General features: G+C 60.5%; 27 protein-coding genes and 5 tRNA genes. 21 read left to right on the top strand and 11 right to left on the bottom strand.

The annotated features are described in order from the left end of the window. Nucleotides 1–69: 69 nt before the first annotated feature. From pilV to thiO, 5 genes are all read left to right on the top strand, one after another. Nucleotides 70–555 carry a type IV pilus modification protein PilV gene (gene pilV / locus L9Z73_RS04235; protein ID WP_430624275.1) on the top strand — a complete coding sequence of 162 codons (486 nt, stop codon included), beginning with the start codon at nt 70–72 and terminating at the stop codon, nt 553–555. Continuing rightward, a complete protein-coding gene (locus tag L9Z73_RS04230) occupies nt 552–1,259 on the top strand; it encodes a PilW family protein (RefSeq protein WP_247396693.1) in 708 nt (235 codons plus the stop codon). The genes pilV and L9Z73_RS04230 overlap by 4 nt, the downstream gene beginning before the upstream one ends. 7 nt (nt 1,260–1,266) lie before the next feature. Continuing rightward, nucleotides 1,267–1,797 (top strand): PilX N-terminal domain-containing pilus assembly protein, encoded by a 531-nt coding sequence (locus tag L9Z73_RS04225; RefSeq protein WP_247396691.1) that lies wholly within the window; start codon nt 1,267–1,269, stop codon nt 1,795–1,797. A gap of 11 nt (nt 1,798–1,808) precedes the next feature. Next, nucleotides 1,809–2,210, top strand: coding sequence for a type IV pilin protein (locus tag L9Z73_RS04220; protein ID WP_282598504.1), 402 nt, complete (start codon nt 1,809–1,811; stop codon nt 2,208–2,210). A 62-nt stretch (nt 2,211–2,272) separates the two neighbouring features. Then, nucleotides 2,273–3,382: a glycine oxidase ThiO gene (gene thiO / locus L9Z73_RS04215; protein WP_247396688.1), complete on the top strand. Its 1,110-nt coding sequence runs from the start codon at nt 2,273–2,275 to the stop codon at nt 3,380–3,382. Here the strand turns inward: thiO and L9Z73_RS04210 are convergent. Then, nucleotides 3,369–3,602, bottom strand: a complete 234-nt coding sequence (locus L9Z73_RS04210; protein WP_247396685.1) for a PP0621 family protein — start codon at nt 3,600–3,602, stop codon at nt 3,369–3,371. The genes thiO and L9Z73_RS04210 overlap by 14 nt on opposite strands. Nucleotides 3,603–3,728: 126 nt before the next feature. Further along, the gene (locus tag L9Z73_RS04205) at nt 3,729–4,754 is read right to left on the bottom strand and encodes an outer membrane protein assembly factor BamD (protein ID WP_247396683.1); all 1,026 of its coding nucleotides are present in this window, start codon (nt 4,752–4,754) and stop codon (nt 3,729–3,731) included. A gap of 149 nt (nt 4,755–4,903) precedes the next feature. On the opposite strand from L9Z73_RS04205, the gene rluD reads away from it, so the two are divergent. The 7 genes from rluD (at nt 4,904) to L9Z73_RS04170 (ending at nt 10,003) form a co-directional block, all read left to right on the top strand. Then, entirely contained in the window at nt 4,904–5,866 is a 963-nt protein-coding gene (gene rluD / locus L9Z73_RS04200) for a 23S rRNA pseudouridine(1911/1915/1917) synthase RluD (protein ID WP_247396680.1), read from the top strand. Next, complete coding sequence (gene pgeF, locus L9Z73_RS04195) at nt 5,863–6,588, top strand: peptidoglycan editing factor PgeF (RefSeq protein ID WP_247396678.1); 726 nt, start codon at nt 5,863–5,865, stop codon at nt 6,586–6,588. Before rluD ends, pgeF begins: the two co-directional genes overlap by 4 nt. A 131-nt stretch (nt 6,589–6,719) precedes the next feature. Beyond that, complete coding sequence (gene clpB, locus L9Z73_RS04190; RefSeq protein WP_247396675.1) at nt 6,720–9,284, top strand: ATP-dependent chaperone ClpB; 2,565 nt, start codon at nt 6,720–6,722, stop codon at nt 9,282–9,284. Nucleotides 9,285–9,588: 304 nt separating this feature from the next. After that, nucleotides 9,589–9,664, top strand: a tRNA-Asn gene (locus tag L9Z73_RS04185). A 10-nt stretch (nt 9,665–9,674) separates the two neighbouring features. Further along, nucleotides 9,675–9,751: transfer RNA gene (locus L9Z73_RS04180), tRNA-Pro, on the top strand. Between the two features lie 5 nt (nt 9,752–9,756). Further along, nucleotides 9,757–9,832: transfer RNA gene (locus tag L9Z73_RS04175), tRNA-Lys, on the top strand. Between the two features lie 94 nt (nt 9,833–9,926). Further along, nucleotides 9,927–10,003 (top strand) — tRNA-Pro (locus L9Z73_RS04170). A 171-nt stretch (nt 10,004–10,174) separates the two neighbouring features. On the opposite strand, the gene L9Z73_RS04165 is transcribed toward L9Z73_RS04170, so the two are convergent. The 4 genes from L9Z73_RS04165 to L9Z73_RS04150 all read right to left on the bottom strand — a co-directional run bounded on the left by L9Z73_RS04165 (nt 10,175) and on the right by L9Z73_RS04150 (nt 13,493). After that, on the bottom strand, nt 10,175–11,473 hold the full coding sequence (locus tag L9Z73_RS04165; RefSeq protein WP_247396673.1) for an NAD(P)/FAD-dependent oxidoreductase: 1,299 nt from the start codon (nt 11,471–11,473) through the stop codon (nt 10,175–10,177). Nucleotides 11,474–11,533: 60 nt separating this feature from the next. Beyond that, nucleotides 11,534–11,707, bottom strand: a complete 174-nt coding sequence (locus tag L9Z73_RS04160) for a DUF3094 family protein (RefSeq protein WP_247396670.1) — start codon at nt 11,705–11,707, stop codon at nt 11,534–11,536. Between the two features lie 90 nt (nt 11,708–11,797). Continuing rightward, the gene (locus L9Z73_RS04155) at nt 11,798–12,427 is read right to left on the bottom strand and encodes a DUF1780 domain-containing protein (protein WP_017845475.1); all 630 of its coding nucleotides are present in this window, start codon (nt 12,425–12,427) and stop codon (nt 11,798–11,800) included. A gap of 163 nt (nt 12,428–12,590) precedes the next feature. Then, entirely contained in the window at nt 12,591–13,493 is a 903-nt protein-coding gene (locus L9Z73_RS04150) for a GntR family transcriptional regulator (protein WP_247396667.1), read from the bottom strand. Between the two features lie 169 nt (nt 13,494–13,662). On the opposite strand from L9Z73_RS04150, the gene L9Z73_RS04145 reads away from it, so the two are divergent. From L9Z73_RS04145 to L9Z73_RS04130, 4 genes are all read left to right on the top strand, one after another. After that, nucleotides 13,663–14,412: a hydroxypyruvate isomerase family protein gene (locus L9Z73_RS04145; protein ID WP_247396665.1), complete on the top strand. Its 750-nt coding sequence runs from the start codon at nt 13,663–13,665 to the stop codon at nt 14,410–14,412. Nucleotides 14,413–14,567: 155 nt separating this feature from the next. Next, nucleotides 14,568–15,035, top strand: coding sequence for an FAD/FMN-containing dehydrogenase (locus L9Z73_RS04140; RefSeq protein WP_247396662.1), 468 nt, complete (start codon nt 14,568–14,570; stop codon nt 15,033–15,035). After that, nucleotides 15,032–15,721, top strand: a complete 690-nt coding sequence (locus L9Z73_RS04135) for an energy-coupling factor ABC transporter permease (RefSeq protein WP_247396660.1) — start codon at nt 15,032–15,034, stop codon at nt 15,719–15,721. The genes L9Z73_RS04140 and L9Z73_RS04135 overlap by 4 nt, the downstream gene beginning before the upstream one ends. 76 nt (nt 15,722–15,797) lie before the next feature. Continuing rightward, on the top strand, nt 15,798–16,013 hold the full coding sequence (locus tag L9Z73_RS04130; RefSeq protein ID WP_247396658.1) for a hypothetical protein: 216 nt from the start codon (nt 15,798–15,800) through the stop codon (nt 16,011–16,013). Here the strand turns inward: L9Z73_RS04130 and yacG are convergent. Genes yacG through L9Z73_RS04110 form a run of 4 tightly spaced genes read right to left on the bottom strand, consistent with a single transcriptional unit; the run spans nt 16,010 to nt 18,898 of the window. Beyond that, the gene (yacG, locus tag L9Z73_RS04125; protein WP_247396656.1) at nt 16,010–16,210 is read right to left on the bottom strand and encodes a DNA gyrase inhibitor YacG; all 201 of its coding nucleotides are present in this window, start codon (nt 16,208–16,210) and stop codon (nt 16,010–16,012) included. The two genes, L9Z73_RS04130 and yacG, sit on opposite strands and share 4 nt — an antisense overlap. After that, the gene (coaE, locus tag L9Z73_RS04120) at nt 16,207–16,830 is read right to left on the bottom strand and encodes a dephospho-CoA kinase (protein WP_247396654.1); all 624 of its coding nucleotides are present in this window, start codon (nt 16,828–16,830) and stop codon (nt 16,207–16,209) included. The genes yacG and coaE overlap by 4 nt, the downstream gene beginning before the upstream one ends. Beyond that, complete coding sequence (locus tag L9Z73_RS04115) at nt 16,827–17,693, bottom strand: prepilin peptidase (protein ID WP_247396652.1); 867 nt, start codon at nt 17,691–17,693, stop codon at nt 16,827–16,829. The genes coaE and L9Z73_RS04115 overlap by 4 nt, the downstream gene beginning before the upstream one ends. Then, a complete protein-coding gene (locus tag L9Z73_RS04110; protein ID WP_247396650.1) occupies nt 17,690–18,898 on the bottom strand; it encodes a type II secretion system F family protein in 1,209 nt (402 codons plus the stop codon). Before L9Z73_RS04110 ends, L9Z73_RS04115 begins: the two co-directional genes overlap by 4 nt. Nucleotides 18,899–19,099: 201 nt before the next feature. On the opposite strand from L9Z73_RS04110, the gene L9Z73_RS04105 reads away from it, so the two are divergent. From L9Z73_RS04105 to L9Z73_RS04090, 4 genes are all read left to right on the top strand, one after another. Further along, entirely contained in the window at nt 19,100–19,513 is a 414-nt protein-coding gene (locus L9Z73_RS04105) for a pilin (RefSeq protein WP_282598505.1), read from the top strand. Nucleotides 19,514–19,547: 34 nt separating this feature from the next. Continuing rightward, complete coding sequence (locus tag L9Z73_RS04100) at nt 19,548–20,957, top strand: O-antigen ligase family protein (RefSeq protein WP_247396647.1); 1,410 nt, start codon at nt 19,548–19,550, stop codon at nt 20,955–20,957. 39 nt (nt 20,958–20,996) lie between these two features. Continuing rightward, nucleotides 20,997–21,072 (top strand) — tRNA-Thr (locus L9Z73_RS04095). Nucleotides 21,073–21,205: 133 nt separating this feature from the next. Then, complete coding sequence (locus tag L9Z73_RS04090; protein WP_247396644.1) at nt 21,206–21,511, top strand: DUF6388 family protein; 306 nt, start codon at nt 21,206–21,208, stop codon at nt 21,509–21,511. 43 nt (nt 21,512–21,554) lie between these two features. On the opposite strand, the gene nadC is transcribed toward L9Z73_RS04090, so the two are convergent. Further along, nucleotides 21,555–22,403: a carboxylating nicotinate-nucleotide diphosphorylase gene (gene nadC / locus L9Z73_RS04085; protein WP_247396641.1), complete on the bottom strand. Its 849-nt coding sequence runs from the start codon at nt 22,401–22,403 to the stop codon at nt 21,555–21,557. A 244-nt stretch (nt 22,404–22,647) separates the two neighbouring features. Between nadC and L9Z73_RS04080 the strand changes: the two genes are divergently transcribed. After that, a partial coding sequence (locus L9Z73_RS04080; protein ID WP_247396640.1) for a DUF1631 family protein occupies nt 22,648–23,391 on the top strand: 744 nt, incomplete at its 3' end.

Raw genomic sequence — 23,391 nt, 5'->3', positions numbered from 1 at the left:
GCTAGTCTTGGGCCGCACAGCAGGGTTTTCCTGCTTTTTTTCCGGCCTTCGACAGGGATGACGACGGTAATGCTTGCTTGCCCGACCGCCTTTTTTCGACCTTTAACTTCCCGCCACCAAACCGGCATGACCCTGATCGAGGTGGTGGTGGCGGTGCTGATTCTCGTGATCGGCCTGTTGGGGGTCGCGGTGGTCCAGCTCAATGCGCTCAAGTACACCGACAGCTCGCGGATGACCAGCCAGGCGAGCTTTATCGCCTACGACATGCTGGACCGCATTCGCGCAAACTCCGGCGCCGACTACACGTGGGCGCGAAGCGAGCGCGCACCACCGTTCACGTCGACGGCCAGTGTGCGTGACCTCGACCTGCACGATTTCGAGGCCAACATCCTCGGTTTCGCCGGCGACAGCGGCAGTGGCTCGGTGGTCGTTCGTGCCAATGAAGTGATCGTCAGCATCAGTTGGGATGACGCCCGGGGGGCAAAAAACGCTGGGGCGAGGGAAACGTTCACACTCACCAGTCGCGTCGCCGACGAATCGCAGGTGGTGCAATGAAGCGGCGGGAGCAGGGTTTCAGCTTGCTGGAGTTGCTGCTGGCATTGACGCTTGGGTTGGTGCTGAGCCTCGGGGTCAGCCAAGTCGCCATCAGCGCTCGAACGACCCATGCCAGCCAGCAGGCCGCCATGCTGCTGCAGGATGATGCGCGGTTTGCGCTCGGCAAACTGATTCAGGACATTCGCCTGGCGGGCATGTTGGGTTGCCTGGATACGGCATTGATCGAAGGTGCTCCGTTGGCCTTCGAACGGCCCATCAGTTGGAGTGCCACGGGCGCTTCAGTGTCGCTGACCCTGGTTAGCGCTGAGGTCGGCGAGGACGGCGGCAAGCCGGATTGGACTGTGTTGTCCGACTGCACCAGTTCTGCCCACGCTTATGCCGGCACCCCACCCCCTGCTGCGCCGGGGCAGATACGCTTTGCGATACGTCAGCTTACCTACACCTTCGAGGCTGGCCAGTTGAAAGTCAGCACCCCGGCAGCTCCGGCCAAGACGGTACTGGTGGATAACGTGCAGGCGTTCGAGATCAGTTTCGGCGTGGCGGCCAAGCCTGACTCGACGCATGTGGTGCGATATGACCCTGGCCCGGTCGACGCATCGCTGATACGCAGTGTGCGCATCCTGTTGACGCTGCAAGACCCGGCAGGGTTGGTGAAGGCGCAAACCTGGCGCGTGGTTGCGGCGCTGCGTAACCGGCTGGGGTAGGGCGACCATGGCGCTGTTTCGCGTTGTTGAACGACGGCAGGTGGGCATGGTGCTGCTGATCAGTCTGGTGTTCCTGTTGTTGCTATCGCTGATCGGATTGTCCTCGATGCAAGGTGCGGTGTCCCAGCAGAAGGTCGCCAGCAGTGTCTGGCACCGCAACCAGTCGCTGCAAAGTGCCGAAAGTGGCCTGAGGCTGGGGGAGGCGAGTGTGCGTCAGGCCGGTGGTGCGCGACCTGTGTGCTCGTCGATCATCACCTGTGCGCCGCCGCGCGAATCGTCTTCGGTGATAGGCCCTGGAACCCATCCCGTTTCGACGGTGAACTGGGTTGCCATGAGCGGCGGTCTCTACGCTGTTCAAACGCTCGGGCCGGCGGTGGGGCTGGTTCACTTGCCCCCGCAGATGCCGGCAATGGTGTATCGGGTCACGGCGGTGGGGCTCAGTGGTCAGTCGCGCACGGTGCTGGAGGCCATGTATGCAAGGGTGGACGAAGGCGGGCGCTCGCGGTTTCGGCGAGTGATGTGGCGGCAACTTTATTAAGGAGCAGTGCAATGGGCATGGATAGCCAGGGTTTTACGTTGATTGAATTACTGATCGCCGTAGCGATCATCGCTGTGCTGGCCGGTATCGCTTATCCGGGGTATGTCGGCCATGTAAACAAGGCCTACCGCGCGGAAATTGTCGTGCTGTTGACCGAGCACGCTCAGCATCTGGAGCGGTATTACACGAAGAACGGCAGTTATATTGATGCAAGCGGCGTCAGTGTTGGCAATGATCGCTATAGAATCACTGCAGTATTGAACCCTCAGGATTTCAGCCTGCTGGCCACACCTGGCGTCGACTCTGTCATGGCGGGCGACGCTTGCGGGGCATTCAGCCTGACCAGTTCCGGTGTGCGAACCAATCCGGGAGCGGCGCCGGGAATGTCACGCAAGGCGTGCTGGGGGCAGTGATGGGTGTGCTGAATGAGTGGGCGCCGAGTGCGCTTTTCCCTTTTTATCGGCTGGATCAAATGATGGCTAAGCAACAGCGAGTGGTGGTTGTCGGTGGCGGAGTAATCGGCTTGTTGACGGCGTTCAATCTGGCGACCCAGGGGCAGGCGGTCGTACTGCTGGAGCGCTCGGGGATTGGGCAGGAGTCCTCGTGGGCAGGTGGCGGAATTGTCTCGCCCCTTTATCCATGGCGCTACAGCCCGGCGGTCACGGCTTTGGCCCATTGGTCCCAGGACTTTTATCCACAACTGGCCGAGCGCTTGTTTGCTGATACCGGCGTTGACCCGCAGGTTCACACCACCGGCCTCTACTGGCTGGACCTGGAAGATGAAGCCGACGCGCTGGCCTGGGCCGCGCGCGAAGGGCGACCATTGAGCAAGGTGGCTGTGTCGGCCGTCCATGATGCGGTTCCGGTGCTCGGCGGTGGCTACTCCCAGGCGATCTACATGGAAAATGTGGCGAATGTGCGCAACCCGCGCCTGATCAAATCCCTCAAGGCGGCACTGCTGGCGCTCCCTGGCGTGACGGTTCACGAGCAGTGCGAAGTTGACGGGTTTGTGTTGGACGGCGACAACGTCGTCGGGGTGAATACGCCCACTGGGCCGGTTCTTGGTGATCAGGTCGTGCTTGCGGCGGGTGCCTGGAGTGGAGAATTGCTGGGCAAACTGGGATTGTCACTGCCGGTTGAGCCGGTCAAAGGCCAGATGATTCTGTACAAATGCGCCTCGGACTTTCTGTCGAGCATGGTCCTGGCCAAGGGGCGTTATGCGATTCCCCGGCGTGACGGGCACATTCTGATCGGCAGTACCCTGGAACATGAAGGGTTCGACAAGACGCCGACCGAGTCGGCGCTGGAGAGCCTGAAGGCTTCAGCCGTGGAGTTGATTCCCGCCTTGGCGGATGCCGAGGTGGTGGGTCATTGGGCGGGCCTGCGGCCAGGCTCGCCGGAAGGTATTCCCTACATCGGCCCGGTCCCCGGTTTCAAAGGGCTGTGGCTCAATTGCGGGCATTACCGCAACGGCCTCGTGCTGGCGCCTGCGTCCTGCCAGTTATTCGCCGATTTGCTGCTGGAGCGCACGCCGATCATCGACCCGGCACCCTATGCGCCGGCAGGTCGGATCAACGCCGGATAGCTTTCGGCCCTTGCTCCAGATGCGCCTGGGTGCAGTACCATTCTTGCCGTGAGCTCAGTGCTCGGTCCTGCGGCAGATGCACGCCGCAGTGAGCGCAGCGCACCATCGGCGTGGCGTCGGGTTCGCCGGAGCGCTGCTGTTTGATGGCCGGGTTTTTGAATTTGCGCCAGAACCATACCGCGGCAACAATGACGGCAATCCAGAACAGTAGACGAACCATGATGGGTAGTTTCTCGACAAGGAATGCGCCAGTTTAGCCAAGGACGTGGCAGGCGCACAGCGCAATAATGCTTGCGCATAAAAAAGGGAGCCCCGAAGGGCTCCCTTTTTACGTTGCGTCGAATGATCAGTCGAACACACCGAAGGTCATGTAGCTGAACCACGAGCGGTCCTGGTTGTTGCCCAGGGCTTGCGGCGCTTCCTCTTCGATCACATCGCCATTTTCATCATGGGGCTTGAGGTCCGCAGGGATGGCTTCCTTGGCGTCCTGGAACTGCTTGACCACGTCCTGGTTGGCGCGGGTTTCTCCCGGCGGCAGCGGTGGACGGGACTCGATCAGGCCCAGGGTGTACTTGCTCAGCCACGAACGGTTGTCGGCTTCGGCAACCTGAGGCACGAACTGGCCGTCTTTCAGGCTAGGGTGGTCCGGGTAGTTGAGCTTCAGGGTTTCCAGGCTGGTGGTCGCCAGGGCGTCCAGGTGCAGGCGCTGGTAAGCCTCGGTCATCACCGCCAGGCCGTCACCCACGGAAGGGGTTTCCTGGAAGTTTTCCACTACATACCGACCACGGTTGGCAGCGGCCACGTAGGCCTGACGGGTCAGGTAGTAATGGGCTACGTGGATTTCGTAGGCTGCCAGCAGGTTGCGCAGGTAGATCATGCGCTGCTTGGCGTCCGGCGCGTAGCGGCTGTTGGGGTAGCGACTGGTCAACTGGGCGAACTCGTTGTAGGAGTCGCGGGCAGCGCCCGGGTCACGCTTGGTCATGTCCAGCGGCAGGAAGCGCGCCAGCAGGCCCACGTCCTGGTCGAACGAGGTCAGGCCCTTGAGGTAGTAGGCGTAGTCCACGTTCGGGTGCTGCGGGTGCAGGCGGATAAAACGCTCGGCGGCGGACTTGGCAGCTTCCGGTTCGGCGTTCTTGTAGTTGGCGTAGATCAGCTCGAGCTGTGCCTGGTCGGCATAGCGCCCGAACGGATAGCGCGACTCCAGGGCCTTCAGCTTGGCTGTGGCGCTGGTGTAGCTATTATTGTCCAAGTCTTTTTGAGCTTGTTGATACAGCTCGACTTCGCTCAGGTTTTCGTCGACGACTTCCTTTGTTGACGAGCAAGCAGCAGTCATGGCGAGGATGGCGATCAGCAGCAGGTGTTTCACTTGCATGGCGGCTTGCGTCCCTATGACGGCCGCTGTCTTGGGCGGGGCCGTCCTGTTATGATGAGCGCCCCGTTGAAAGCATCGGGGCAAAAGACGCCGTATTTAACCACAAGCGCGCAGCCGAAACCAAAGGCTGTGCCACGCCTAGTCTGAGCATGTCCGATAAAATTGAACTTCGCGCAGAGGTGCCGTCCGAATTGGGCGGCCAACGCCTCGATCAAGTCGCCGCACAATTATTCGCTGAGCACTCGCGCTCGCGCCTTTCCGCCTGGATCAAAGACGGCCGCCTGACTGTGGATGGAGCGGTTATCCGCCCGCGAGACATAGTCCATGGCGGTGCGATTCTTGAGCTGACTGCCGAGCAGGAAGCCCAGGGAGAATGGGTCGCCCAGGACATCGAGCTGGACATCGTCTATGAAGACGACGACATCCTGGTCATCAACAAACCCGCAGGCCTGGTGGTTCACCCGGCGGCCGGGCACGCTGATGGCACCTTGCTCAATGCCCTGTTGCACCACGTGCCGGACATCATCAATGTCCCGCGCTGCGGCATCGTACACCGCCTGGACAAGGACACTACCGGCTTGATGGTGGTGGCCAAGACCATTCAAGCCCAGACGCAGCTGGTTACACAGTTGCAGAGTCGCAGCGTCAGCCGGATCTACGAGTGCATCGTGATCGGCGTCGTGGTGGCGGGTGGCAAGATCAACGCGCCTATCGGCCGTCACGGCCAGCAGCGCCAGCGTATGGCGGTGATGGAAGGCGGCAAACAGGCCGTTAGCCACTACCGTGTGCTGGAGCGTTTCCGCTCCCACACCCATGTGCGGGTCAAGCTGGAAACCGGCCGTACCCACCAGATTCGCGTACATATGGCGCACATCAACTTCCCGTTGGTCGGAGATCCTGCCTACGGTGGTCGCTTCCGTATTCCGCCAGCGGCCAGTGTCACCATGGTTGAATCGCTGAAATCCTTCCCGCGCCAGGCGCTGCATGCGCGTTTCCTGGAGCTGGATCATCCGACGAGCGGTAAGCGGATGAGCTGGGAATCGCCTCTGCCGGACGATTTGGTCTGGTTGCTGTCGCTGCTCAAGCAGGATCGCGAGGCATTTGTCGGGTGAGTGACTGGCTGATTCCTGACTGGCCTGCGCCGGCTCAGGTCAAGGCCTGCGTCACTACCCGTGCGGGCGGCGCCAGCCTGGCGCCGTTCGACAGCCTCAACCTGGGCGATCACGTCGAGGACAGCCCTGAGGCTGTGCTTGAGAACCGCCGTCGCCTCACCGAAGCCTTTCATATCCAGCCGGCCTGGCTGCGCCAAGTCCACGGAGTAAGCGTGGTCGAAGCCGACCCCGAGCGTATTGCCGAAGCCGATGGCAGTTGGACCAGTACGCCGGGCATCGCCTGCACCTCCATGACTGCTGATTGCTTGCCTGCGCTGTTCTGCAACCGCGCCGGCACGCGCGTCGCCGCCGCTCATGCGGGTTGGCGTGGCTTGGCCGCAGGCGTGCTGGAAGCCGCAGTCGAAAGCCTGGAAACCGAGCCGGCCGACATATTGGTCTGGCTGGGCCCGGCCATTGGCCCGCAAGCCTTCGAAGTCGGCCCGGAAGTGCGGGAAGCATTCGTGCAGCAACTGCCGAGCACCGCCCAAGCCTTTGTGCCCAGCCGCAATCCCGGCAAGTTCATGGCCGACATCTACCAGTTGGCCCGTCTGCGCCTGGCCGCACGCGGTATCACTGCTGTTTACGGTGGCGGTTTCTGCACCGTGAGCGATCCGCGCTTTTTTTCTTACCGCCGCAGTCCACTTACGGGTCGTTTCGCCTCCCTTATTTGGCTGGAGCGCTAGACTCTTCTGATCTACGTCAACTGTCCGACGCTTGAATCTCCCAGAATCGACCACATCTATAGGGCTATCTGGCAGGTTTCTTCATTTAGGATGTGTTTGTAGCTCCGGCCTGCTCAAAAGGAAGGTGACTAATGCGTATTGATCGTTTAACCAGTAAATTGCAATTGGCCTTATCTGACTCCCAATCCCTGGCGGTCGGCCTCGACCACCCGGCCATTGAGCCTGCGCACTTGATGCAGGCGCTCCTGGAACAGCAAGGTGGTTCTATCAAGCCCTTGCTGATGCAGGTGGGCTTCGACGTCAACAGCCTGCGCAAGGAGTTGAGCAAAGAGCTCGACCAACTGCCGAAAATCCAGAATCCTACCGGCGACGTGAATATGTCCCAGGATCTGGCGCGCCTGCTCAATCAGGCGGACCGTCTGGCCCAGCAAAAGGGCGACCAGTTCATCTCCAGCGAGCTGGTGCTGCTCGCCGCCATGGACGAAAACAGCAAGCTCGGCAAATTGTTGCTGGGCCAGGGCGTTAGCAAAAAAGCCCTGGAAAACGCCATCAACAACCTGCGTGGCGGCGAAGCGGTGAACGACCCCAACCACGAGGAGTCGCGCCAGGCCCTGGATAAATACACTGTCGACCTGACCAAACGCGCCGAAGAAGGCAAGCTTGACCCGGTGATCGGCCGTGACGATGAAATTCGTCGCACCATCCAGGTTCTGCAGCGTCGCACCAAGAACAACCCAGTGCTCATCGGTGAGCCAGGCGTGGGTAAAACTGCGATCGCAGAGGGCTTGGCTCAGCGCATTATCAACGGTGAAGTACCGGACGGCCTGAAAGGCAAGCGCTTGCTGTCCCTGGACATGGGATCGTTGATCGCCGGCGCCAAATTCCGTGGCGAGTTCGAAGAGCGCCTCAAATCCCTGCTTAACGAGCTGTCGAAGCAGGAAGGGCAGATCATTCTGTTTATCGACGAACTGCACACCATGGTCGGCGCTGGTAAAGGCGAAGGCTCAATGGACGCTGGCAACATGCTCAAGCCTGCCTTGGCGCGGGGCGAGTTGCACTGTGTGGGTGCCACTACGCTCAACGAATACCGCCAGTACATCGAGAAGGATGCTGCCCTTGAGCGGCGTTTCCAGAAAGTGTTGGTGGAAGAGCCGAGCGAAGAGGACACCATCGCGATCCTGCGGGGCCTGAAAGAACGCTATGAGCTCCACCATAAGGTGGCGATCACTGACGGCGCGATCATTGCGGCGGCCAAATTGAGCCATCGCTATATCACCGACCGGCAACTGCCCGACAAAGCCATCGACCTGATCGACGAAGCGGCTAGCCGTATCCGTATGGAGATCGACTCCAAGCCGGAAGTGCTCGACCGTCTGGATCGGCGCCTGATTCAACTGAAAGTCGAATCCCAGGCGCTGAAAAAAGAAGAGGACGAAGCGGCGAAAAAACGCCTGGAAAAACTCCAGGAAGAAATCCTCCGTCTGGAACGCGAGTATTCGGACCTCGAAGAAATCTGGAACGCGGAAAAAGCCGAAGTGCAGGGTTCGGCGCAGATCCAGCAAAAGATCGAGCAATCGCGCCAGGAGCTGGAAGCCGCACGCCGTAAGGGTGACCTGAACCGCATGGCCGAGTTGCAGTACGGGGTGATCCCGGACCTGGAGCGCAGCCTGCAGATGGTCGACCAGCATGGTCACAGCGAGAACCAATTGCTGCGCAGCAAGGTGACCGAGGAAGAAATTGCCGAGGTCGTCTCGAAGTGGACCGGTATCCCCGTGTCGAAAATGCTCGAAGGCGAGCGCGACAAGCTGATGAAGATGGAAAGCCTGTTGCACCAGCGCGTGATCGGCCAGGAAGAGGCGGTGGTGGCAGTGTCCAACGCGGTGCGGCGTTCCCGTGCCGGGTTGTCCGACCCTAATCGTCCGAGTGGCTCGTTCATGTTCCTCGGCCCGACCGGTGTGGGTAAGACCGAGCTGTGCAAGGCCTTGGCCGAGTTCCTCTTCGATACCGAAGAGGCCATGGTACGGATCGATATGTCCGAGTTCATGGAGAAACATTCCGTGGCTCGCCTGATCGGGGCGCCACCGGGCTACGTAGGCTACGAGGAAGGCGGTTACCTGACCGAAGCGGTACGGCGCAAGCCTTACTCGGTGATCCTGCTGGATGAGGTCGAGAAGGCCCACCCGGATGTGTTCAACATCTTGCTGCAGGTGCTGGAAGACGGCCGGTTGACGGACAGCCACGGGCGTACTGTGGATTTTCGCAACACGGTGATCGTGATGACCTCCAACCTGGGCTCGACACAGATCCAGGAGTTGGTGGGTGATCGTGAAGGCCAGCGCGCCGCTGTGATGGATGCGCTGACCTCGCACTTCCGCCCGGAATTCATCAACCGGGTCGATGAAGTGGTGATCTTCGAGCCGTTGGCACGGGATCAGATTGCGGGTATCACCGAGATCCAGTTGGGCCGCCTGCGCAGCCGTCTGGCCGAGCGCGAGCTGTCGCTGGAGCTGAGCCGAGAGGCGTTGGACAAGCTGATCGCAGTCGGTTACGACCCGGTGTATGGCGCACGGCCATTGAAGCGTGCGATCCAGCGCTGGATCGAAAACCCGCTGGCGCAGTTGATTCTGTCGGGCAGCTTTATGCCAGGCACCAGCGTCAAGGCCACGGTGGAGAACGACGAAATCGTCTTCCACTGAGTCCACTCAGTAGGGCTATAAAGTGAAGGCCTCGCATTGCGAGGCCTTTTTTTTCGATAGGGCGTTGAACTGTAAGGCAAAGGCTTGTAAAGTGCGCCCCGCAGCAACGTCAGCCCGCGGGTTTCTTCTCCCCAAGAAGAAATCAGAAAGAAGCGCAAATCATTGTCTTAAAAGCAATTTAAAGGGTTGACAGGGTTTTTTAAGATTGTAGAATAGCGCGCCTCAGAGACGCTAACGTAGCGATACGGAAGGGTCGAAGAGAAGGTTACATCGCAGTAAAAGTTGTACATTTGAAATGTGTAGTTCCGTGATAGCTCAGTCGGTAGAGCAAATGACTGTTAATCATTGGGTCCCAGGTTCGAGTCCTGGTCACGGAGCCAATTTCAAAACCGGGGTATAGCGCAGTCCGGTAGCGCGCCTGCTTTGGGAGCAGGATGTCAGGAGTTCGAATCCCCTTACCCCGACCATTTTTGGGTCGTTAGCTCAGTTGGTAGAGCAGTTGGCTTTTAACCAATTGGTCGTAGGTTCGAATCCCACACGACCCACCATTTTTGAAACCAGTTAACGCTGGAATCAGATCTTAAGATCAGCGGCCAAAAGCTCTGATCGAAGAAGGCGGCTGAGAGGTCGCCTTTTTTTTACCGGGGTATAGCGCAGTCCGGTAGCGCGCCTGCTTTGGGAGCAGGATGTCAGGAGTTCGAATCCCCTTACCCCGACCATATTAAAAATCCTCGTATCGAAAGATACGGGGATTTTTTTTGTGCCCAAAACGTGAGAGCACTGAAAATCAAATGTGGGAGGGGGCTTGCCCCCGATAGCGGTGGGTCAGTCAAAGATGCTCCAACTGCTCCGCTTTCGGGAGCAAGCCCCCTCCCACATTGACCGCGTGTTTAGTGAAGTTTGAGCCGCGGCTCGGTCCCGCGCCCAATCCTGCTGCCCAGCATCAGCATCGCCGTGCGGAAGACGCCATACAGCGCCATTTGGTGCATGCGGTACAGCGACACATAGAACATCCGCGCGAGCCAGCCCTCCAGCATCACGCTGCCTGTCAGGTTGCCCATCAAGTTACCCACCGCCGAGAAACGCGACAGCGAGATCAGCGAGCCATAGTCGGTGTACTTGTACGACGGCAGGTCCTTGCCTTCGATCCGCAGTTTCAACGATTTGGCCAGCAATGAAGCCTGCTGGTGCGCAGCCTGGGCCCGTGGCGGTACGTTGCGGTCGGTGCCGGGTTGCGGGCAAGCGGCGCAGTCACCGAAGGCGAAGATGTTTTCATCGCGGGTGGTTTGCAGCGTCGGCAGCACCTGCAGTTGATTGATGCGGTTGGTTTCCAGGCCGTCGATGTCCTTGAGGAAGCCCGGCGCGCGGATGCCGGCGGCCCACACTTTCAGGCTGGCCGGGATCACTTGGCCGCTGCTGGTGATCAATGCGTCGGCCGTCACTTCGCTGACCGCGGAGTTGGTCAGCACCGTCACGCCGAGCTTCTCGAGGGTTTTATGCACAGGCCCGCCGATCCGCTCCGGCAGGGCAGGCAATACCCGTGGGCCGGCTTCGATCAGGGTGATGTGCATGTTTTCCGGTTTGATCCGGTCCAGGCCGTAGGCCGCCAGTTCATGGGCGGCGTTATGCAGCTCGGCCGCCAGCTCAACCCCGGTGGCGCCGGCACCGACGATGGCTACGCTGATTTTTTCCACCGCGTCGGTTTGCCCTGCATGGGCGCGCAGATAGTGATTGAGCAGTTGCTGATGGAAGCGCTCCGCCTGTTTGCGCGTGTCGAGGAACAGGCAGTGTTGCGCCGCGCCTTCGGTGCCGAAGTCGTTGGTGGTACTGCCGACTGCGATCACCAGGCTGTCGTAGTCGAGCACGCGTGCAGGCACTAGCTCGCGGCCTTCTTCGTCGAGGGTCGCGGCCAGTTGGATTTTCTTCTGTTCACGATCGAGCCCGCTCATGCGCCCCAGTTGGAACTCGAAGTGGTTCCATTTCGCCTGGGCGACATAATTGAGTTCGTCTTCCGAAGAGTTCAGGGAACCAGCGGCCACTTCGTGCAGCAGCGGTTTCCAGATATGGGTCAGGTTGGTGTCCACCAGCGTGATGCTGGCGCTGCCGCGCTTGCCCAGAGTGTTACCCAGGCGGGTAGCCAACTCCAGGCCGCCGGCACCGCCGCCGACGACAATAATACGATGGGTCATGGGGATATCTCGCAAGGCTAAAAAAAATCGGAGCAGTTACCCCCGCGAGCGCCAGGCAGCTCATAGCGTCAGGTAACTCAAAAGGCGGCTCAGCAGGCCGAGCCCGATCACCACCACCAGCACCAGGCCAAGGAGCAGCCACGGCCGGAAAGGCTTGCGCTCGACTCGGTTCTGGGAGAGTTGCAGGTACTCTTCGACATGCTGTTGGTCGTCGGGGTTCAGGCGGCTGGTCATATAAGGCCTCGTCAGGTAGACGTTGCAAAAGGGCGCCACATTACAGTCAGGCGGTTGGCGATATCGCCATAAGCGTAGCCTGTGCCCGAGTCATAGGCTGATGCCTACGTCGAACACGATGCTGCGGCCCAGATTGTTGCGCAAGAAATCCGGCGCGTCCGGGTGGGCGAACAGCACCCGGGCAAACGTCGGCCCCACCAGCGATAGCGAGCGCCAGCCCTGGCGCAGGTATTCAGTGGGCGGCGGGAAATGACTGTTGAGGTCCAGCACCTCGCGCTTGAGGCTGGCGAAGGCGACGATATCCAGCTCGCCCAGGTCCATCCCGCGTTCCTTGTAGTTGTGCGCTTTTTTGCGCAGGGTCGGCGCCAGGCGCAGCAGGAATTCATGGGCCGGAATCCGCCGTGGCTTGGCTTCGCGCCTGACCAGTTGGCTGAGGGAGAACGCACTGCGTCGGCGCAGCAATTCGTCGCGCCATTCATCGTTCAGGCGGCGTCCCTCGTCCAGCACGAAAAACACCTCGAAACTGGCGTCACGAAACAGCACGTCCGGCGGTTCTTGCCCGGCGGCATGAAACTCTTCGGCGCGGTACGGCACGTTCAGGCCTTGCAGCAGGCGCTGGCAGACCCAACGCTCACGCTCCCATTTGCGGGCATTGGACAGGAACGCATTGGCTTGTTCGGCTGCTACGGTGAGCAGGCGCAAATAATCTGAATCATCCATGCGTGCAGCTTAGCGCCCAAATGTGATCTTAAAAACAAACTCTATCGCGAAAGGAGAAAGTCTACTGGTCGGCATTTTGTATCTTGTTATCACAGGAAACAATAATGCTAAGCTGATGCACGAATTTCAGAGCGCGCGCTCCTATCAACGTCAGCGGTGTTCTCTAGATCCCATCATTTTTTGGCAGGATGCCCTGATGAGTTTTGAGTCGGCCCACTTCGTCCAGGTGCCTCCAGAGAAATTGCGCGGCTTCTTCGCGGTGGCCGGACTCGATGAGGTCGAGCAAATGGATGTGTTCCTGACATTGCGTCACAAGGCGACTGCGATCGATATTCGCTTTGTAGCCCATGAAACGCCGAAGCTGGTTCTGCTGGCGCAGGGCATCAATGAAAAAGACATTCCCCGAGCACTGCACGATCAGTTCGTGAAACTGGGCGCCGATCTGGAACAGTTGGGCGCGGGACAGCGTGTTGATCCCCCCATCAATCAGGGCCTGTTGCTGCTGCCTGGCGCTGGCAAACGCGGCTTGGTTTACCTGATAGCCGGGTTCGAGCAGGGCGGCCGGCTCGATAGCCATGCGGAAGCGGTAGCTCTGGATGTGAGCCTTCGTGTTATGCACGAAGTCTTTGAGCTCCCATCCTTGCCCCGGTTTGCGCTCCACCATGGCTTCGCCAGCCAGTCTGTTCAACACCTTGAGCAATTGCCCTCGGGGCACTTCGTAACGCCGCAACAGCTGAGCTTCGAAAAAGTGGCTAGGTATTTCGCCAGCCAAAATGTCGTCGACTACGCGAAGATAAAAGTCTTCGAAAGGGTCGCTGGCGAGAGGGAATGCGGATGCCTGGATCTCCCCGGCGTCTTGTTTCAGAAAGTAGCCGCGATTGGGCTCTTGGGTCGCAAGATTCCACTCGGCAAGCAAGGCAAACACTCGTCGGATAGGCGAGCGCGAAACACCCAGCGCTTGCGCTAACGTCTGCTCGCGCAAGGGCTCACCGGCCCGCATCGACCGGGCGCGAACCATGTCGATGACCTGCGGCGCCAACTGCAAGGCGAGGTCTTTCTTGATCACAGGCTCTCTCTCGAATGGTCGGCGTCAGTCTGTTCCTATCGGGGCCGGCCCCCCAATCGAACTGGGGTGGGAAAATACCATACCAAGCAGCGCGGAGTGTCTGCGCCAAAGGCGCAGGCACCTGTTGAACAACCTTTTGAAGCTCCTTTCCAGGACGGATACCTGCCCTATGCTTAAATTCAACGCTCACCTTGGCTTTCAATTCAATGAATTGCCATTCCTGCAACGCATCGAAGCCGCCGCCGCCGCTGGTTTTCGTGCGGTTGAATTCCCGTCGCCTTATGAGTTCGACGCGAGCCTGCTTGCAGATCATTTGGCGCAACACAACCTGCCGTTGATTCAATTTTCTGCCCCGACCGGCGTGACCAAAGGCGTCGCGGCGTTGCATGGCAAGGAAGATGATTTTCGCGGCGGCTTGCTCCAGGCCGCCAGCTATGCAAAGGCGCTGGCGTGTTCGGACGTCCACATCATGTCGGGCGTTACCATTCAGGATGACGCCGCGCTCGTGTACGGCGGAAACCTGGAGTACGCGGTGAAATACCTTGAAGACCAGGGTTTGCGTCCACTGATCGAAGTCATCTGCGTGCAGGAAATGCCGGGCTATTACATGTCCGACTTCAGCAAGGCGCAGCAGGTTCTGGAGACTTTCCCGAGTGTCGGGCTGATTCTTGATCTGTACCACGCCCAGTTCCTGACGGGAGACGCGGCTGATGTCCTGGCTCGTTTTTACGAGCGAACTGTTCATGTGCAAATCGCCGACTGTCCGGGTCGTCACCAGCCGGGGACGGGGAGCATGGACGTCTGCGCCTTGTTCACAGCACTCGAGCTGCGTGGTTATCAGGGATGGATCGGCTGTGAATACCGGCCTACCGGCCTCACGGTTGATAGCCTGGATTGGATCAAGCGGTTCAGTGGTTAGTTAGCGATGCGTAGAAGGCGCGACTAAAGGCGGCGAGTGTGTCCTCGGAGACAGCGTCCTCTTGCCGCTCCCATCCATTCAGACCTTAGAAAGTCCCTGCGCTAAAGCCCGGTGTAGACTGTCGACTCGACGTTCTCCCAAGCATGAGGTGTGCAGTGAAGTTTTTCGCAGTGCTGTTGTTGAGCCTGTTGCCCGTGTGGGCCCAGGCGGTTGAAGTGGGTGAGCGCGTGGCACCCTGGACGCTGCTGGATCAGTTCGACCAGGCCTACACCCTGGATGGCCAGGCGCAGATTCTGTTGGTGGCCCGCAGCATGGATGCCGCCAAGCTGGTGGACGCGGCCCTGCAGGGCGAGCCCAAAGGCTATCTTGAAGCGCGGCATGGGGTGTTTGTCGCGGATATCCAGCGTATGCCTCGGCTGGTCGCCAAGCTGTTCGCGGTGCCGGCCATGCAGTCCTACAACTACCGAGTCATGCTGGACCGGGACGCACGCATCGCTCCGCGATATCCCGCGCCGGTGGATAAGGTGCTATGGCTGCAATTGGATAACGGCAAGCTGACAGCGCGCCACGAGTACGGCTCTGCTGCTGAGTTGCGTGAGGCACTGGAGCAGGTGAAACCGTGATCAGTGCGGCGGTGCTGGCGCCGCAAACTCTCAGCATCGGCTGGCTGTTGTACGCGCCAGTGCTGCTATGGGCGATCCTGCGTTCGCCATGGGTCGAGCTGTTTGCTGACCGGCGGCGTCAGCACTTGCTGTTCGGTACGGTGTTCGCGTTATTAATGTTGTGGTTGGTGAGGCGCGACTTCGATACGGGGGTCTCCTACCACTTTATCGGCATGACGGCCGTGACCCTGCTGCTCGACTGGCCGCTGGCAATCGTCGGCGGTTTTGCCGCGCAGATGGGCTTGCTGTTACTGGGTCGCCAGGACCTGGCCGCGGTGGGTATCAACGGTCTGCTGTTGATCGTGCTGCCGGTGCTGGTCACTGAAACCTGCGCGGTGTTTGTCGAGCGGGCACAACCGCGCAACCCTTTCGTCTACATCTTCTGTTCCGGTTTTTTTGCCGCCGCATTGTCGGCGTTGCTCTGCCTGTTGGCTGGGCTGGGGTTGCTGTGGTTCGACGGGCGTTTCGCGATGCCGGAATGGCTCGAGGATTTTGTCGGTTACCTGTGGCTGATTATCTTTCCCGAGGCCTTCATCAACGGCATGGTGATCAGCGCCCTGGTGGTGTTTTGCCCGGAATGGCTGGAGACATTCAACCGCACCCGCTACCTCTCGGCGCCCTGGAAAGATGACGATTCGCAGACTTGACCCAGATCAAATCGCGCCCAGCTTGGCTGGCCCATGCTTTGTGAAACTTTTCCTGAGCAAGGCGGGAGCGCGGATCATGAGTGTGTATGAATGGGCACGTCAGGAGTTGCACAGAAGCCAGGACGCGGCACAAGAAATCGGTTTTGACCCAGGCTTGACCTTGCGCGCGATGCTCAGCGCGGTGGTGCAGCAGAGCAAGGGTGTGCGCAGTTTCGAAGACCTGGCCGACGAGCTGCAATACCTTGCGGAGAACCTCGACGACCAGCAGGAATATGCCTTTATGCGGCCTTAATGGCGCGGTGGCAGGTCTTCGGAAAACAGCTCGTCTTCGGCGTCCTGAGCCACGGGGATTTTATGTTCCTCCGCGGCCCAGGCCCCCAGGTCGATGAGTTTGCAACGGTCCGAGCAGAACGGCCGGTTGAGGTTGGTCGCTTTCCATTCCACGGGTGCGCCGCAGGTTGGGCATTCGACGGTCAAGGGTTGGCTCATGATCGGCCTCCACGCAAAGTAAGGTAAAAGTGGTGCAGTCGCTCGACCTCGCTGTGCAACCAGGCGAGGTCGCGGTCATTGACCAGCACGTCATCGGCATGGCTCAGGCGGTCTTCGCGGCTGGACTGGGCCTTGAGTATCGCCTGCACCTGTTGTTCGCTGATGCCGTCGCGCTGCAGGGTACGCTGAATCTGCACGGATTGCGGCACGTCGATCACCAGGATGCGCTGGGTCATACTGTACTGGCCGGATTCGATCAGCAGCGGCGACACCAGGATCGCGTAAGGCGAGCGCGCACGCGCCAGGTGGTTGCGAATCTCCTCGCCAATCAACGGGTGCAGCAAGGCTTCCAGCCAGCGGCGCTCTTGCGGCACTTCAAAGATCAACTTGCGCAATGCGGCGCGGTCCAACTGGCCGTCGGGCTGCAGCACGCCGGCACCGAAGTGTTCGACAATACTGGCGAGTGCCGGCCGGCCAGGCTCGACCACCCAGCGGGCGGCGTGATCGGCGTCTACCAGGTCTACGCCGAGGTCGATGAAGTGCTGGGCCGCAGCGCTCTTGCCGCTGCCGATGCCGCCCGTAAGGCCAAGAATCCAGGGTGTTGCAACAGGAGTGGTCATCTGAAACCGACAGACTGCAAATAGAAGTCGGTTATTTGACCACCCCAGAGCACGGCAATCCAGCCGGCAATTGCCAGATAGGGACCAAACGGCATCGGCGCGGAGGTCTGGGTCTTGCTCCGGCGCAGCAGGATCAGCCCGCCGCACACGCCCACCAGCGATGAGATCAGCAACGTCATCGGCAGGATTTGCCAGCCGCCCCAGGCGCCGAGCAGCGCCAACAACTTGAAGTCGCCGTAGCCCATGCCGTTCTTGCCGGTGGCCAGCTTGAACAGCCAGAACACCGTCCACAGGCTCATGTACCCGATCACCGCGCCCCACAGTGCGTCGGGCAGGGGCACCAGCAACTCGACACTGTTAAGCATCAGCCCCAGCCACAACAGCGGCAGGACCAGCACGTCGGGCAGCAGTTGGTGGTCCACGTCGATCAGGCTCATTGCCAGTAAGCCCCAGCTCAACAGCATCACCGCGCCGGCTTGCCAGCCAAAGCCGAAATGCCAGGCCACCACGGCCGACATCACTGCGCACGCCAGTTCGGTAAAGGGATAGCGCGCGCTGATCGCTTCGCGGCAATGCGTACAACGGCCCCGGAGCATCAGGTAGCTGAGCAGCGGGATGTTTTCCCAGGGCCGAATCGGCTGATTGCAATGCGGGCAGCAGGAATTGGGCTGCATCAGGTTGTATCTCGGCCCGACGGGGTCGCCGGGCAAACCGAGCACCTCATGGGCCTGTGCGCGCCATTCGCGTTCGAGCATTTTCGGCAGACGCCACACCAGCACGTTGAGGAAACTGCCCACAATCAGGCCCAGCACCAGAGCCATGACGACAAAGGCCCACGGCTGCTGGCTCAGCAGCAGGTTCAAAATGCCGTACCGAGTTGGAAGACCGGTAGGTACAGGGCGATTACCAAGGCGCCGACAATCCCTCCGAGCACCACCATGATCAGCGGTTCCATCAGGCTGGTGAGGTGGTCGACCAGGTTGTCGACGTCAGACTCATAGTGGCTCGCGACCTTTTCCAGCATGTGCTCCAGGGTGCCGGATTCTTCACCAATCGCCGTCATCTGGATCGCCATGCCGGGAAACAGGCCGCTGGAGGCCATGGATCGGTTCAACGGCATGCCTGTGGATACATCGTGACGCATATGCTCGATAGCCTGTTTGAATAGCTGGTTGCCGGCAGCGGCGGCCACTGAGTCCAGGGCCTGCACCAACGGCACTCCGGCCGCGAAAGTAGTCGAAAGCGTGCGGGCGTAGCGGGCGACGGCCGACTTTTTCAGCAGTGTGCCTGCCAGGGGCGCTTTCAACAAACCGGCATCCAGCCAATGGCGAAAACCAGGCGATGCGCGATAGGCCTGGCGCAACCCGAAACCTCCCGCGCCCAGGCTGAGCGCCAGCATCCACCAGGCTTGTTGCAGGAACTCGGACAAGGCAATCACGTGCAGGGTAAAACCGGGCAGCTTGCTGTCGACTCCGGCGAACAGGCTCTGGAACTGCGGCACCACATGGATCAGCAAGAGACTGCTGACAAGGCTGGCGACGGCGATGACGGCGATGGGGTAGGTCATGGCTTTCTTGATCCTGGCCTTGAGCCGTTCGCTCTTTTCCAGGTGAACCGCCACTCGCTCCAATAGGGTTTCCAGGGCGCCGGCCTGCTCACCCGCGGCCACCAGGTTGCAGTACAAGTCGTTGAAGTAACGCGGCTGTTTGCGCAATGCCGACGCAAGGTTATTGCCGGCGCCGATCTCCTGTTTCAAGCCATTTACCAGCTTGCACATGTGGCGGTTGTCGAAGCCTTCGCTGATGACGTCGAAGGCTTGCAGTAACGGAATGCCGGCCTTCAGCAGCGTCGCCAACTGGCGGGTGAACAGGGCAATATCCGCCGGTTTGATCGGTGGAGTGAGGCTCGGCAGGCCGCGAGATTGCTTGCGCACGCGGCCTGGGCAAATCCCTTGCTGGCGCAGTTGTGCCTTGATCAGCGCGAGGTCGTGGCCGATGGCTTGCCCGCTCACCCTGCGTCCCTGGCGGTTGATGCCTTCCCAGGCGTATGTCGTGGAAGCGTTGTTCATGTCTCTGTTCCGCACACAGGTTGTCGAATCTTTATAGCGTAGTCAGGTGACGGATTCGGACTGCTCGGCGTTCAACGATAAAATGTCAGATTTTGCGTCTTGTACGCGATTGGCCGCTCGCGGGTGAGTACACTGGCGCGGCTGCACAATACGGGGCGCAGGACGTGCCTTGTCATGGGTTTTATTCTGGAGAGCAATGTGATGCGTCAGAAAGGTTTTACTTTGATCGAGTTGTTGATCGTCGTGGCAATCATCGGCATTTTGGCCACCATTGGCTTGCCCATGTACACCACGCACCAGGCCAAGGCCAAGTTCACGGCGGGGCTGGCTGAAATCACGGCGTTGAAAGCCGGCTATGAGGATGTATTCAACCAAGGCACGGCGCCTACCGTGCCATTGATCGGTGGCACCAGCCCGACGGCCAACTGCAAAATCGATGTGACTGGGGATGTCGCCACCGGCGCCGGTTCCATCGGTTGCGAAATACTCGACGCCCCGGCACCGGTACTGGGCAAGACCATCACCCTGACGCGCAGCGCCACCGCCGGCTGGAAATGCACCACGACGGCAGAGGCCAAGTACGCCGTCAAAGGGTGTGGCGCCGACGGGGCATGACTGCCAAACCCTCCACACGGAGTAAAGGTGGCTGATGTCGTTATCCCCGCAGCAGCGCGAAACTACTTTCCTGGTGATTGCGGCGTGCTTGCTCACGCTGGGTATCTGCGCACCGTTCAGCGGGCATGATTGGCAGCGCGCGATGCAGGTGGCCATGGGCCTGTGCGCGGTGGTGTATGGGCTGACGGTCGTTCCCGTCGAGCGTCTGGTGGACCGGCCGACGGCGCTGGGCCTGGCGCTGATCGTTGTGCTGGGCCTGGTGTCGTCGGCACTGGCTCATCAGCCGCTCTGGGCCTTCACCGAGGTTGCGCTGTTCATCAGTTGTGGCGCGATCGCCGTAGCGGTTGCCCTGCTGCGCCGGCACGCGGGTGAGCCTTTGGACCGCGTGCTGATCCTGATTGTGGTGCTGCTGTGCCTGATCAAGTCGATCCAATACCTGTACGCAGGCGCGCTCGCCTTCACCAGTGGCGCGCGGGTTGTTGATCCGGATGCGCTGCTGTCCGGGTTTTCCAACAAGCGTTTCTACGGTCAATTCCAGACCTTCACCCTGCCGTTGCTGGCGCTGCCCTTGCTGATGCCCACGGTCTCCCGCTCGTTGCGCGGCGCGGTGTTTGCGTTGCTGTGTATCTGGTGGTTGATTGCGATCAGCGGCGGTACTCGTGGCACTTGGCTCGGCATGGCGGTGGCGGGTGTGGCGTTGGCACTGCTCGGGCCTTGGGGGCGACGCTGGTTGGCGTGGCAATTGGCCGCGGTTTGCGGCGGCTTGTTGCTGTATGGGACGTTTTTCACGCTGTTGGCGGGAGTGCTGGGCGTCGAGGTCGGGAGTGGTGTCAGCGATCGCCTCACCACTTCGCTGTCGGGGCGTGGCCCGATCTGGTTACAGGCCTGGCACATGATCGTCGAGCGTCCGTGGCTGGGGTTTGGGCCGATGCACTTCGCGGATATCGCCAACCCGATCGCCGCGCATCCGCACCAGGCGATCCTGCAATGGGCCAGCGAGTGGGGTGTCCCATCGGCCCTGTGCGTGGCTGTTTTGGCGTGGCGCGGCGGCTGGGCCACCCTCCGCGTACTACGGGCGCGTGCCTGTTCCAATGCGCGTGCGGACTTGCTGCGCGGGTGCCTGTTCGCGGCGTTGTTGGGTGCGCTTACGCAAGCGATGGTCGACGGCGTCATCGTGATGCCCAACTCGCAGGTCTGGTTGGCGCTGGTGGTGGGCTGGTTGATGGCGCTGCACGTGTGGCGCGCCGCTCCTGGCGCGTCGCTGCCATGGGCCTGGCGAGGGTGGCGAGTGGCGGGTGTGCTGTCCGTAGGACTGCTGGTGTGGGTCGTGATGCGTGATGCACCGCACATCAAGCAAGCCCAGCAAGATTATCTTGAGGACGGCAACCAGCACCTGCAGCCGCGCTTCTGGGCCCAAGGGGTGATTGCCCTGCGACGTCAGTGAGTTGCCGGACGCCCGATGCGGTGCTAGCTTTAGCCCACCGCCCGTGTAGCTCAGCCGGTAGAGCAGCGCACTCGTAACGCGAAGGTCGCAGGTTCGATTCCTGTCTCGGGCACCAAGGCAACACCGTTTTCAGATGATCCCAGAATGGTTCTGAAGGCCAGGCGAGTCGGCATTCGTGCCCGCTCTTTTGTATCTGCGCAACCTTGATGACCCAGATGCATCCCCATTCCTAGATCTAAGAGAACAACATGACCACGACTGAAATGACCCAGGAAGTTCGGCACCAAGCAGCCCTCGACAAATACCTCGGGGAATCGCCGCAGCTTAAAGAAGAGATCAAGGACCTGAGCGCTGACGATCAGCGCGACCAGCTCCAGTGGGCATTTGAGGACGAGGCCGAGAGCCAGGGCCTCCAGCCATGGGAACTGACCCTCAAGTACACCTCGACCGCGGACGAGTTCGAAGCCGCACGGCTGGTCTTGCACAAAGAGGCGGCTGAAGTGCTCGGTGTCGAATGGGACGAGTATTGCGAGATGAATAATCTGGTGGTTTGAACGGCTGTTGCAGGAGCCGGCAATCCGGCTCCTGCAACGAGCTTCAGATACTGAGGCGCATCGACAAATCCACTGCCTTCACATCCTTGGTCATCGCGCCGATGGAGATGTAGTCCACCCCGGTTTCAGCGATGGGCAGCAGGGTGCTTTCGTTGATCCCGCCGCTGGCTTCCAGCTTGGCCTTGCCGCCGTTCAGGCGCACGGCTTCACGCATGTCGTCCAGGCTCAGTTCGTCGAGCATGATGATATCGGCGCCCGCCGCCAACGCTTCGCGTAATTCGTCCAGGCTTTCCACTTCGACTTCCACCGGCTTGCCCGGGGCGATCTTGTGCGCGGCCGAAATCGCCTGGGCAATGCCACCACAGGCGGCGATATGGTTTTCCTTGATCAGGAACGCGTCATACAAACCGATGCGATGGTTGTGGCAACCGCCGCAGGTCACGGCGTATTTCTGCGCCAGGCGCAGGCCCGGTAGCGTCTTGCGCGTGTCCAGCAGCTTGACCTGAGTGCTCGCGACGAAATCCGCCAGGTACTGGGCGCGCGTGGCCACGCCGGAGAGCATCTGCAGAAAGTTCAGTGCGCTGCGTTCGCCGCTGAGCAGCGAACGTGCCGGGCCTTCGAGGTGAAACAGTGCCTGGTTGGGGCTGACGCGTTCACCGTCGGCCACCTGCCAATGCACCGCGACCTGTGGGTCCAGTTGGCGGAACACCGCGTCCACCCAGGCTGTGCCGGCGATCACAGCCGCATCGCGGGTAATGATCGAGGCCTTGGCCAGCCGTTCGGCCGGGATCAATTGCGCGGTGATGTCGCCGCTGCCGATGTCTTCCAGCAGTGCGCGGCGCACGTTGGCTTCGATTTCGGCGGTGAGGTCGGCAAGACGGAGATTCGGCATAACAGGCTCCACAAACAAAGTGCGGCGATTATAGGGGCAGTGTGCGTTTGAACCCAGTGGCCTGCTCATTTACAGCGTTATGACAGAGTTCACTGGCGCAACTCCCCTCATTTGCAAGATAATCTCGCGCCTTGCAATTGGCGTCATAGCTTTGACGTGCGGGTAAGCACCGGGTATACGCAGTGCCCAAAGGGGCCTGTCGCCGATCTTTGCCCAACCCACACCGCGGTTTCAGGAGGCCAGGATGCACAATGATGGAAAGGTGGTGCCGATCAATAAGGCACAGACCGCGCCATCGCCGCTCGCGCGGCTGCCGGTGGTGTTGCTGCAGGTTCGCGACAAAGCTGCGCAGCAACTGCAACAAGGTCTGCAGGAGCTGTTCGACAACGCTGACGACAGCCTGTTCGAAATGGCCGACAAGGCTCGTAACAACGTCGACCACCCTATTTTCTTTGAAGCCATGCGCGACCTGCGGCTCAAGCGCAAGAATTTCGAACGTGTGTTCATGGAGCAACTCTTCAAGGCCTTCGCCAGCCTGGGCGGGGCGGGGCGAGGTGAGCTGCAGATAGTGCCGGTGATGTCCTACGAGGCGCTCTCGGACACTTCACGTGGTGATGTGGAAAGAACCCTGGCGCTGGATGCCATGCTCGGGCGGGTGCGGCGACTTGACGGTCTGGCCCTGGAGCAACTGACTGCCCGTCTGAGTGCCTTGCTGGGCCGGTACATGGATGACCGTGAGAACCCCCTGGGCCCGGCGCGGTTGTGTGAATTCTTTCTGCGCGCGGGACGCAGTCTGGGCGTGGAGATTCGCGTCAAACTGATCATGCTCAAACTCTTTGAGAAATACGTGCTCAGCGACGCCGACCACCTGTACGCAGACGCCAATCAGTTGCTGGTCGCTACGGGCGTACTGCCTGAGCTCACGGTGGTGCCGGCCCGCCGCCCTGGTGGGCGCGTGGCGCGCGAGCATCAGCGTTCAGAGCGCTTG

This window comes from Pseudomonas emilianonis (assembly GCF_023072625.1).
GTDB classification, from domain to species: Bacteria; Pseudomonadota; Gammaproteobacteria; order Pseudomonadales; family Pseudomonadaceae; genus Aquipseudomonas; species Aquipseudomonas paraveronii.
The sequence above is the reverse complement of the archived record's forward strand: the minus strand, read 5'-3'. Positions and strand labels throughout refer to the sequence as shown.

Excerpts from the sequence above, each read along its gene's own strand:
- clpB (WP_247396675.1), top strand. The coding sequence starts at position 6,720 with ATGCGTATTGATCGTTTAACCAGTAAATTGCAATTGGCCTTATCTGAC.
- L9Z73_RS04105 (WP_282598505.1), top strand. The coding sequence starts at position 19,100 with ATGCGTCAGAAAGGTTTTACTTTGATCGAGTTGTTGATCGTCGTGGCA.
- pilV (WP_430624275.1), top strand. The coding sequence starts at position 70 with ATGCTTGCTTGCCCGACCGCCTTTTTTCGACCTTTAACTTCCCGCCAC.
- nadC (WP_247396641.1), bottom strand. The coding sequence starts at position 22,403 with ATGCCGAATCTCCGTCTTGCCGACCTCACCGCCGAAATCGAAGCCAAC.
- L9Z73_RS04090 (WP_247396644.1), top strand. The coding sequence starts at position 21,206 with ATGACCACGACTGAAATGACCCAGGAAGTTCGGCACCAAGCAGCCCTC.
- L9Z73_RS04165 (WP_247396673.1), bottom strand. The coding sequence starts at position 11,473 with ATGACCCATCGTATTATTGTCGTCGGCGGCGGTGCCGGCGGCCTGGAG.
- L9Z73_RS04205 (WP_247396683.1), bottom strand. The coding sequence starts at position 4,754 with ATGCAAGTGAAACACCTGCTGCTGATCGCCATCCTCGCCATGACTGCT.
- L9Z73_RS04100 (WP_247396647.1), top strand. The coding sequence starts at position 19,548 with ATGTCGTTATCCCCGCAGCAGCGCGAAACTACTTTCCTGGTGATTGCG.
- L9Z73_RS04130 (WP_247396658.1), top strand. The coding sequence starts at position 15,798 with ATGAGTGTGTATGAATGGGCACGTCAGGAGTTGCACAGAAGCCAGGAC.
- L9Z73_RS04210 (WP_247396685.1), bottom strand. The coding sequence starts at position 3,602 with ATGGTTCGTCTACTGTTCTGGATTGCCGTCATTGTTGCCGCGGTATGG.
- rluD (WP_247396680.1), top strand. The coding sequence starts at position 4,904 with ATGTCCGATAAAATTGAACTTCGCGCAGAGGTGCCGTCCGAATTGGGC.
- L9Z73_RS04145 (WP_247396665.1), top strand. The coding sequence starts at position 13,663 with ATGCTTAAATTCAACGCTCACCTTGGCTTTCAATTCAATGAATTGCCA.
- yacG (WP_247396656.1), bottom strand. The coding sequence starts at position 16,210 with ATGAGCCAACCCTTGACCGTCGAATGCCCAACCTGCGGCGCACCCGTG.
- L9Z73_RS04155 (WP_017845475.1), bottom strand. The coding sequence starts at position 12,427 with ATGGATGATTCAGATTATTTGCGCCTGCTCACCGTAGCAGCCGAACAA.
- L9Z73_RS04225 (WP_247396691.1), top strand. The coding sequence starts at position 1,267 with ATGGCGCTGTTTCGCGTTGTTGAACGACGGCAGGTGGGCATGGTGCTG.
- thiO (WP_247396688.1), top strand. The coding sequence starts at position 2,273 with ATGGCTAAGCAACAGCGAGTGGTGGTTGTCGGTGGCGGAGTAATCGGC.
- L9Z73_RS04220 (WP_282598504.1), top strand. The coding sequence starts at position 1,809 with ATGGGCATGGATAGCCAGGGTTTTACGTTGATTGAATTACTGATCGCC.
- L9Z73_RS04110 (WP_247396650.1), bottom strand. The coding sequence starts at position 18,898 with ATGAACAACGCTTCCACGACATACGCCTGGGAAGGCATCAACCGCCAG.
- L9Z73_RS04160 (WP_247396670.1), bottom strand. The coding sequence starts at position 11,707 with ATGACCAGCCGCCTGAACCCCGACGACCAACAGCATGTCGAAGAGTAC.
- coaE (WP_247396654.1), bottom strand. The coding sequence starts at position 16,830 with ATGACCACTCCTGTTGCAACACCCTGGATTCTTGGCCTTACGGGCGGC.
- L9Z73_RS04230 (WP_247396693.1), top strand. The coding sequence starts at position 552 with ATGAAGCGGCGGGAGCAGGGTTTCAGCTTGCTGGAGTTGCTGCTGGCA.